The sequence below is a fragment of the Sporosarcina contaminans genome (genome assembly GCF_042679045.1).
Taxonomy (GTDB): Bacteria; Bacillota; Bacilli; order Bacillales_A; family Planococcaceae; genus Sporosarcina; species Sporosarcina contaminans.
This window is the reverse complement of sequence record NZ_JBHTLT010000077.1, coordinates 1-4,182: the sequence shown is the minus strand read 5'-3', so window position 1 is coordinate 4,182 and position 4,182 is coordinate 1. Positions and strand designations below refer to the sequence as shown.

2 protein-coding genes and 6 tRNA genes are annotated in these 4,182 nt (G+C 43.0%); all 8 read left to right on the top strand.

What is annotated here, in order from left to right:
- Positions 1-208: 208 nt before the first annotated feature.
- The 8 genes from ACFQ38_RS11530 to ACFQ38_RS11495 all read left to right on the top strand — a co-directional run bounded on the left by ACFQ38_RS11530 (position 209) and on the right by ACFQ38_RS11495 (position 3,909).
- Positions 209-2,365 (top strand): Tex family protein, encoded by a 2,157-nt coding sequence (locus ACFQ38_RS11530; RefSeq protein ID WP_381481016.1) that lies wholly within the window; start codon positions 209-211, stop codon positions 2,363-2,365.
- Between the two features lie 19 nt (positions 2,366-2,384).
- Positions 2,385-2,840, top strand: coding sequence for a SprT family protein (locus ACFQ38_RS11525; RefSeq protein ID WP_336824393.1), 456 nt, complete (start codon positions 2,385-2,387; stop codon positions 2,838-2,840).
- A 272-nt stretch (positions 2,841-3,112) separates the two neighbouring features.
- Positions 3,113-3,187 (top strand) — tRNA-Glu (locus ACFQ38_RS11520).
- A gap of 83 nt (positions 3,188-3,270) precedes the next feature.
- A tRNA-Gln gene (locus ACFQ38_RS11515) sits at positions 3,271-3,345 on the top strand.
- A gap of 145 nt (positions 3,346-3,490) precedes the next feature.
- Positions 3,491-3,566, top strand: a tRNA-Lys gene (locus tag ACFQ38_RS11510).
- Between the two features lie 69 nt (positions 3,567-3,635).
- Positions 3,636-3,722: transfer RNA gene (locus ACFQ38_RS11505), tRNA-Leu, on the top strand.
- Positions 3,723-3,740: 18 nt separating this feature from the next.
- A tRNA-Arg gene (locus ACFQ38_RS11500) sits at positions 3,741-3,817 on the top strand.
- An 18-nt stretch (positions 3,818-3,835) separates the two neighbouring features.
- Positions 3,836-3,909: transfer RNA gene (locus ACFQ38_RS11495), tRNA-Gly, on the top strand.
- Positions 3,910-4,182: the final 273 nt, after the last annotated feature.

The following is a 4,182-nucleotide window of genomic DNA, read 5'->3' as shown; positions in this document are numbered from 1 at the left end:
GCGGAAAGCGTCCGCCCTGTAGCGCAAATCAACATTACTCAGCGGTACCTAAGTAAAAGGGTGACGTGCAAATCACATCACCCCAACATTTGATTTAGAACCATTAAAAGCAACCGAAGAAATTAATCCCTGCGTATGATTGGCTGTAAATAAATGAAATTCATCCATGTATGGTAACATGTACATATCGGAAGGAGTGGTGAATGCGGTGACTAAAATTATTGAAGCCACGGCGAAAAGAGCATCTATTAGTTCAAAGCAAACGGCGAATGTAATCGCACTTTTAGATGAAGGAAATACAGTTCCGTTTATAGCAAGGTATCGCAAGGAAGCGACCGGCTCCCTTGATGAAGTCCAAATTAAAGCGATAGAAGAAGCATATAACTATGAAAAAGGGTTGGAGCAAAGGAAAGAGGAAGTCATCCGGCTTATTGAAGAACAAGGAAAACTGACAGATGAACTCAAGAAGGACATTGAGCAGGCGACCGTTTTACAACGGGTGGAAGACTTGTACCGTCCGTATAAACAAAAAAGACGGACTCGAGCAATGGTTGCGATTGAGAGCGGGCTTGAGCCACTTGCAGAACAATTGCTCACTTTTTCAAATGCGTTACCTGAGGAAATGGCAGTTCCATTTGTCAACGAGGAATTAAATGTACCTTCTATAGAAGAAGCTTTATCCGGCGCTCGTGATATTATCGCTGAGCGAATTGCGGACGACGCATCTTTAAGGGAAAGTGTCCGGAAGCTAACTTGGTCGGATGCGAAAATTACTTCGGCACTTCGAAAAGGCGCAGAAGATGAGCGTTCTGTTTACGAAATGTATTATGACTACGAAGAACCTGTGAAGCGCATCGTTCCACATCGCGTGTTGGCGTTAAATAGAGGAGAGAAAGAAGAGGTTCTCCGGATTGGGGTGGCATTCCCCTCAGAAAGAATCATTTCAGAAATTGAACGCAAAGTAATAAAGAAATCGCATGTTGCTTCTGCTACTCAAGTAAAAGAGGCAATAGAGGATTCATTTAAACGATTGATCGCACCATCTGTTGAACGGGAAGTGCGTGCTGCATTAACAGAAAAAGCTGAAGCACAGGCGATTCATGTATTCTCCGAAAACTTGAAAAGCCTATTACTGCAGCCGCCGCTTAAAGGAAGAATGGTGTTGGGCGTTGACCCTGCATTCCGGACAGGCTGTAAGTTAGCAGTCATAGATGAAACCGGTAAAATGCTTGAAATCGCAGTTATTTATCCGCATCAGCCAAAACCTGATAAAGCAGGTTCGAAAAAGACAGTTCTCTCATTGCTTGAAAAGTATTCAATCCCGTTGATCGCGATCGGGAATGGAACGGCTTCAAGAGAAACAGAACAGTTTATTGCTGATTGCCTGAAGGATTCGCCTCACAAAGCATCCTATGTCATTGTCAATGAGGCGGGTGCCAGTGTATACTCTGCATCTGAACAGGCAAGGGCGGAGTTTCCTGATTTGCAGGTAGAGCAAAGAAGTGCGGTTTCCATTGCGCGGAGATTGCAGGATCCGCTATCGGAATTAGTCAAAATTGACCCGGAATCAATTGGCGTTGGCCAATATCAGCATGATGTTGCAAGGAAGAAACTGTCCGAGTCTTTATCCTTTGTTGTTGAAACTGCTGTTAACCGGGTAGGGGTGAATGTTAATACTGCATCTTCTTCATTGTTACAATACGTGGCAGGGCTGTCAAAAACGGTAGCTGATAATATCGTAAAAGCACGGGAAGAGAATGGGCTGTTTCAAAAAAGGACGCAATTGAAGAAAGTTCCGCGTCTCGGAGCGAAGACCTATGAACAAGCAATCGGATTTTTGCGTATTCCTGAAGCGAAGGACAAGTTTGATGCAACAGGCATCCACCCGGAAAGTTATGCGGTTGCCGAGCGCATTTTGGAAGTGGCGGGCATTACAAAAGATCAATTAGGAAAAGAAGAAGCTGTAGCAGCGTTAACTGATCTCGACATCGAGGCGACAGCCAAAAAGTTGGAAGTCGGGGAAGTGACGTTGCGGGATATTGTTGATACACTTAAACGCCCGAACCGAGATCCGCGGGATGACTATCCTCAACCTTTGCTAAAAGCGGATGTATTGGATATGAAAGATCTTTATGAAGGTTTGGAAATGCAAGGGACTGTCCGAAACGTTGTAGACTTCGGGGCTTTTGTCGATATTGGTGTACATGAGGATGGGTTAGTTCATATATCGAAGCTCAAAAAGGGGTTTGTCAAACATCCATTAGATGTCGTGGCTTCCGGAGATATCGTAACGGTTTGGGTTGAAGCAGTAGACAAGCAAAAAGGGCGTATTTCATTAACAATGATCCCACCAGCGTCCAAATAAGGCAGATTGAAGTTTAGATATGGATAATAAGGATTTGCAATTGCTTGTCGAACAATTGTCTTTGGAGCACTTCGGAAAAACATTCCGTCACGAAGCTTCCTTTAACGGCCGTTTGCGAACGACAGGAGGAAGATATAAGCTTTCTGATGGCTCGATTGAAATTAATCCAAAGGTAATCGAGTTATATGACGAAGAAGAATTAATCGGGATTATTAAACACGAGTTATGCCACTACCATTTGCACCTTGAAGGAAAAGGCTATAAACATGGAGACGCAGATTTTAAAATGCTGCTGCAGCAAACCGGATCACCAAGATATTGCAAACCGTTGCAGGCCAAGCCAAAGCAGCAATCCGTTATCCACACTTATCAATGCAAATCATGTTCTTTCGTTTATAAAAGACGGCGGAGAATGGACGTGCGAAAGTATAGATGCGGAAAATGCAAAGGTGAAATTGTTTACGTTAGTCTTTAATCAGCAAACGCAAATGGATTGTATGAGTAATTGATCTACCCCCTTAAAATTGTAAGATGCTATTCATCATTGAAGTGGAACGTTTCTATGAAATGTATTAAGGTTATTAGATGATATAAGGCCGCGAAACGCGGTCTTATGCATTTCTTTATTGATTATAGATTAATTTCAATAAAAGTGTTGACGAATGAATCAAGTGTGTCTATAATAGAAAAAGTCGATTAGGAAATGCGAAACAGCTTCTCGATCGAACATGAATGAAATAACTAAACGGCCCCTTGGTCAAGCGGTTAAGACACCGCCCTTTCACGGCGGTAACACGGGTTCGAATCCCGTAGGGGTCACCATTTTTTATAGTATATTATTCCGAGTTTGGAACACAGTATAAAAGGGAAACAACAAACTGTGAGTTTACGTAATGCTAATCCGTTGGGGTATAGCCAAGCGGTAAGGCAACGGACTTTGACTCCGTCATTCGTTGGTTCGAATCCAGCTACCCCAGCCAATCATTTTTTTCGCTCCACGAAAAGAATGGTTTGCGAGTAATGCCGGAAGGTATTAGGAGCAAATCGTGACTCTTCATTTAGAAAGAAACACCACGAGGTATTAGTAGCAAGATTGACGAAAAAACCTTTCCAAACAATATATACGAGCCATTAGCTCAGTCGGTAGAGCATCTGACTTTTAATCAGAGGGTCACAGGTTCGAATCCTGTATGGCTCACCATTCTTTCTAAAAAACTTATTGACAAATGAATAGAGAGTTGTATAATAAAGTTTGTCGCATAATGATCATGCGGTAGTGGCGGAATGGCAGACGCGCTAGGTTGAGGGCCTAGTGGGGGTTAACCCCGTGGAGGTTCAAGTCCTCTTTACCGCACCAAACTTTGATTTATAATGAGCGCCCGTAGCTCAATTGGATAGAGCGTCTGACTACGGATCAGAAGGTTATGGGTTCGACTCCTGTCGGGCGCGCCATACATTTATAAAATATACGCGGGTGTAGTTTAGTGGTAAAACCTCAGCCTTCCAAGCTGATGATGAGGGTTCGATTCCCTTCACCCGCTCCAATAATTATCTAAAAAAACTTTTTCGGAAACACTTGACGATAGAGATCCGAAGTGTTAAGATAGAAAAGTCGCCGTCAAAAACGACGGTAAATGAACCTTGAAAACTGAACAGCAAAACGTCAACAAATAAAGTCTCAAAGCCGACCCTGTCGGCGGAAGAGACAAAATGAATCTTCGGATTCAAAATTGACATCTTAACAAGATGCCAGCAAGAAACTCGAGCTATTCGAATTTCTCTTTTATGGAGAGTTTGATCCTGGCTCAGGACGAACG